At 65.5% G+C, this 5,346-nt stretch carries 3 protein-coding genes; 2 read left to right on the top strand and 1 reads right to left on the bottom strand.

Annotated features, from left to right (window positions below):
- Window positions 1–283 precede the first annotated feature (283 nt).
- Window positions 284–511, top strand: coding sequence for a hypothetical protein (locus tag KF791_20805; GenBank protein MBX3735024.1), 228 nt, complete (start codon window positions 284–286; stop codon window positions 509–511).
- Between the two features lie 127 nt (window positions 512–638).
- The gene (locus KF791_20800; GenBank protein ID MBX3735023.1) at window positions 639–4,634 is read left to right on the top strand and encodes a hypothetical protein; all 3,996 of its coding nucleotides are present in this window, start codon (window positions 639–641) and stop codon (window positions 4,632–4,634) included.
- Between the two features lie 91 nt (window positions 4,635–4,725).
- On the opposite strand, the gene KF791_20795 is transcribed toward KF791_20800, so the two are convergent.
- Window positions 4,726–5,346 (bottom strand): hypothetical protein (locus tag KF791_20795; GenBank protein ID MBX3735022.1); only part of this gene is annotated, 621 nt, incomplete at its 5' end.

Below are 5,346 nucleotides of genomic sequence, written 5' to 3'. Positions count from 1 at the left end.
ATCCGCCCGGGGACCCCAGCCTGGCTGCGTTCGCGCCGGTACGTGAATCGGGTCTCGCAATCGCCTCAAACATCGTCGAAGGCGGGGGGGGCGCACATCGAAGGCCGCATACCTGCACTACCTGAACACGGCTTACGGTTAGGCCCGTGAGCTCGAATACCAGGTCCATCTGTCGGCCCGTTTGGGCCACCTCCCGGTACCCTCGCAGCGCCAGCTCCGGGCATTGGCCGTGGAAACCTCGAAGGTCCTCAACGACCTGCTGCGCTCCCTTCGCCGTCCGTGAGTGCCCCGAGCCTCCAGTCGGTCGCCTCCGGACTGGACCCCCGATCTCCTGCAGCCTCCAGCCTCCGGTCTGCAGTCCTTGGCCTCCGTCCCCTCCGGCAACGATCCCCCCCTCCTCCACGACGGCGAGTTATTGATCGAGACCTCTCAGATCCCGGACTACGAGAACGCCCTCACCGACGGAAGCCCGTACCATCCGATGAACTCAGCCCTGCCAGCAACGACCTGAAATCGGGTCATGTGGGGTTCCCCGGCTCCAGCCTCCTAAACAACGGAGATGCTTGGCCCAATTTCCATTGCAATCCAAGAATGGGGCGTGATGATCCATTCATTGCTGTAAACCCTGTCATTCCCAAATGACCCTTCTGCGCACAGCCGCCCTGGTGTTCCTGTCCGTCGCCGGTGGCCCGCAACTGGTGGGAGCGGTTGCGCAATCCCTGCGCTGGATTTCCCCCGATCAGCCGGTGCTGCCCTTGGACATCCCATTCACGCTCCGTGCGGAAGCCTCCAGCGGACTGCCCGTTCACTTCCGGATTCTGAGGGGGCCGGCCTCTCTGGACGGCGACCAACTGACAGTCACGAACGTGGATGACGTCATGGTCATCGCCGAGCAGCCGGGGGACGACACGCACCGCCGGGCCTCCGCGTTCCGCCTATTCAATGCCTTCCGGGTGGACTTCGAATCGCAACCGGAATTCCAGTTCGGCAGCCGGGTCCTGGATCTCGTCACGGCCGGAGATCTGACCCTGGCGCTGGAAGAACGGGGTGGGGTCCTGATCACCCGGGTTCCCGCCGCGGGACCAATCACCCAGCTCGCGCACCACCGGGTGCGGGGGCGGGTGCAGGCGATCACGGCCTCGGACACCCACCTGTTCACCCTTTCAAGCCTCGGGAGACTGGAGGCAGCGGACCTCCGGGATCCCGAGCGACCGGCGCTGGTGGGCTGGTTGGATCTCCCCTTTCCCGTTACCCCCAATCGCTTCACCAGCCTCGCGTTGCAGAATGGCCTGCTGTTCGCCGGCGCCGGTCCGTTCGGGCTTGCGGTGGTGGACGTTCGGAATCCGGCCCGGATGCGGCTTCTCTCCGAGTATTATGTCGCCTTCGATCCCCCCTGGGGTTCGGGCGTCACGCAGATTGTGCCGGCGGGCAACCGTCTCTACCTCAACGTCACCGCCGGGCTTCAGATCGCGGACATTTCCGATCCCGCCCGTCCCCGAGTGATCGGTGGCTTCACCCGCTGGGGGCCAAACCGGATCGCTGGGCTGGGTAGCCACCTTGCCGGCATGGTCCATGGTGGTCGCCTGACCGTGCTGGACGTGCGCGATCCCATGAAGGTGCAGGAACTGGGACACTACGACTTTCGCGACGGGACATCGTCCATTGCCAACCTGCAATCTGTGGGGGACCTGCTGTTTCTTACGGATACGATGGGGGCGGTCGAAGTGTTGAGTCTGAGCGATCCGTCATCGCCCCGACTCCTGGGCCGCCATGTGGACTGGTTCCGCAACATCGCGACCGCCACCGCACCGCTGGCGGTGCTCCACGAGGCGAGCCGCGTTCTGATATCCCGTTCGAGCGGCGCTGTCGAACCGATACGACTGGTCCGCCAGATTCCCCAGGCCGTGGAGTGGCTGCAGCCGGCCACCGACACCCTGCCGCTCGATGAGCCGCATCCGCTGGAGGCAAAAGCCTCCAGCGGCCTGCCCGTGGAATGGCGCGTCGTCTCCGGACCCGCGACGATCTGGAACCAAGGTTTGCGGGTGACCGGACGGGGCGCCGTCGTGGTCGTCGCCCGGCAGCCGGGCACCCGTGAGGTGGCGCCGGCGGAAATTCACCGGACCTTCAACCCCACCATCCTTCATACGCAACCGCTGGGCCGGATGCCGTTGGGCGGCTATGCCTCCGATCTCCTGGTCAGCAACCGGCTGGCCTTCGTGGCGCTGGACAATGCCGGCGTGAGGGTGGTGGACCTGAACCGCCCCGCAGATCCGGTGCTGCTTTCGTCGTTCTCCCCGATTCCCTATTCCAGGCGCATCGCGCGGACTGGAGATCATCTGGTGGTGGTCGGAAGCGAGGATCTCGCCGTCGTGGATGTCCGGAACCCGTCGCAGCCCGTGGTTCGAAGCCGGCTGAGACCTGGATGGCTCCCAATCACTGTCGAAACGGCGGGATCCCAGGTACTCGTTGCTGCCGAAGGACGGGGCGTCCAGATCGTTGACCTCTCCGATCCGGAGAATCCCCGGGTCTCCGGGGAGATCGCCATTCCCGTATACACCGCGTTGTTGGAGGCGCGGCCGCCGCGGGCGGTGATCGGCCATCCGCCAGGAGTCGGGCTTTGGGATGTCCGCAATCCTCTCGCAGCGACACGGCGCGCGCTCCTGGGAGGTGCGGATGCCTTTGAGAGCACCTCCATATGGTTGGGGGACTCCCTCCTGGTGGCCGCGGGCAACCGACGAGATTGGCGGAGCGGGGCTTATATTCAGTCACGGCTCGAAGTCTATGGCGTCAGCGATCCCGATCATCCCCGGTTGCTCGGCACAGGAGACATCAGAACGATGGGAATCGGCCCAGTCACCGTCCATGAAGGCTGGGCGTTCGTGGGAACTTTGGTGTCGGAGCAGTGGGAGCACCTCGTTTACGACATCCGCGATCCGGTCCAGCCACGCCTCGCCGGGTGCCTGCCGGGAACCACGCTGCTGGCCGCCGAGGAGAACCTGCTGGTGGCGACCACCACCGCCCCGGAGTTGGTCACCTATTCCTGGCAGGAAGCCATGACGCAGCAGTTGAAATGGACCTCGCCAGACGTATCCGTTGTGGACCCCGGGGTGGTTCATCCGCTCCACGCCACGGCCAGCAGCGGACTTCCCGTAGAGTACACGGTCCTCTCCGGCCCCGCCGAGATCCGCGATGGGTTCCTTTCCGTCACCAACGAAACCCAACAACAGAGCATCATCGTCCGTGGGACGCAGTCCGGCGGGCCGGGCCAACTGCCCGGGGAATCGGTGCGGGTTTTCAATCAGTTGTCGGCGGACTTGGAACTGCTCGGCCGGCTTGAGGTGCCCGTGGCCTCGGCGGTGAGTGTCTCCGGAGGGTATGCCTGCGTGGCCGGATGGGCGGGGCCGCTCCTCTGGGTGGATGTCCGCGATCCGCGCCAGCCGCGCCAGGTCGCCAGCCTGAACACAGGACTGGGAGCGCCCGATGTCGTGATCGCCGGGGAGTATGCCTACGCGGCCGATTTCGAGGGAACGCTCGCGGTGGTGGATCTGCAGGATCCCGAGGCACCGACAGTTGTGGCCTCCATCAAAGTCGGAGAGGAGGCGCGACGAGTGACCGTGCACGGCGGATACGCCTTCGTGTCGGTCCAGGGCCGCATTCAGGTGGTGGATGTTTCCAACCCTCGGCAGCCCCGTCTTGCGGGAAGCCACTCCATGCCATTCGAGTTCCCTGCCCGGGGTCTCCTGGCACATGGAGGCCTTCTGCATGTCGTCGACCTCTTCACCGGATTGACCGTCCTGGATGTCCGGAATCCAGCGCACCCAAGTGTGGCTGGATCACTGCCCATCCTGGGCAGCGGCGCCCTGGCCCTGGATGGGCCGCTCCTGTGGGTGGAGGACTTCTCGGGAGGTCTGTCGGCTGTGGACATTTCCGACCCGTTGCATCCTCGGCAGATCGTAGCCGCTGACATCCTGTTGCCTGGCATCAATCAGTCCTACAAGTCGATGGCCCTCCAGGACGGACTGATTTTCTGCACCGGCGTTGACGGTATGGAGGTCTTCGAGGTCGCCAATCGCGATCACCTGCTGACTGCCGGGAGCCATCCGTTGCCCCTACCAGCCAACCTCCTCGGGGTGGCCACTGTGGGAGACCTCGCCTATGTGGCGGCCGGGCACGGGGGTTTCCTCATCTTCCGGATCCACCGCGGGATCCGGTCCACGATTGGCGCCCTGGGCATTCCGACCCGTGGAGAGGCCGGGGAACAGATCCCGCTTCCGGAACGGAATCGTCACGGAGCGCCCCTCCGCTACGAGGTGGTTTCGGGACCTGCGCGGGTCCAGGAGGGGGCGCTGATGCTTGGGGGGACGGGAGAGGTGGTGGTAAAGGCGGTAATGGTCCCAGGAGGCCGGTACCTGCCCACCGAGGCATTGATCCCAATCACCGTGATGCCTCTGGTGCTTCATACGGTCCGGAGCGTCCCCGGCGAGCCGGCTGAACTCCGTTGGAGGCAGGCCTCCGATGTACTCGAGACGTCCGCGACACCCCGGGGTCCTTGGATCCCCATCCCGGACTCCCACCCCCCTTTCCGGCCCACGGCAGGGGTCTCCCCCCAGTTTTACAGGCTGGTCCGTCCGTAGTCCGACATTCGGCCTCAAACGGCGGCCGGAGTCCGTTAAAGAGACATTAATGAGACAGGTTCAAAGATTGACTGGTGCGCCCGGCCCGGGCTCAGCGACGGCGACGGACCAGCGCGATGCCCGCCAGGCCAAGGCCCACCACGGCGGCCATCACCGGCGACTCGGGGACCGCCACGATGGACAGGTTATCGAAGTAGGCCCGCTGCCCGGACTCCTCGATCCCTCCCGCCAGCCAGACTTCGGTGATCCGGTCGCCGTCGGGGACCAGCGGCGCCGAGCCGACCCAGGTACCGTCCAGATAGGCCGCAACCGTGCGCGCCTGAAAATCCAGTGACAGTCCCAGGGTGTACCACTGCCCGGTCGTGAGGGTGCCCTGCGTGGGGTTCTGGTCGAGGATCACCGGTCCGGTCCCGTCGGCGATGAGTTGCGGTCCGAAGCCGCCCGTCATGAGCAGGATGAGGCCAGCGCGGGCGTCGAAGTCGCCTTCCAACCGCATGTCCACCTGGAGGTTCACCTGCGGTTTCGCGGCTGCGTTCAGTCCAAGGATCGCCAGCGGGAGCACCCCGCCGTTCTCCAGACTCATTTCGAGGGCCTGGGTGCCCGACCGCACCACGGTGTTCTCGATGATGCCGTCACCCGTCCAGCCCTCCTGTCCGTTGATGCCGCCCAGGGCGAAGTTGGGCGGTTCAAATCCGGTTTCGTAGATCACTCC

This window comes from Verrucomicrobiia bacterium (assembly GCA_019634635.1).
Lineage (GTDB): Bacteria > Verrucomicrobiota > Verrucomicrobiia > Limisphaerales > UBA9464 > UBA9464.
This window is presented reverse-complemented; position numbering and strand designations above follow the sequence as displayed.

Bases quoted from the DNA above. Each gene is read 5' to 3' on its own strand.
- KF791_20800 (MBX3735023.1), top strand. From the start codon at position 639: ATGACCCTTCTGCGCACAGCCGCCCTGGTGTTCCTGTCCGTCGCCGGT.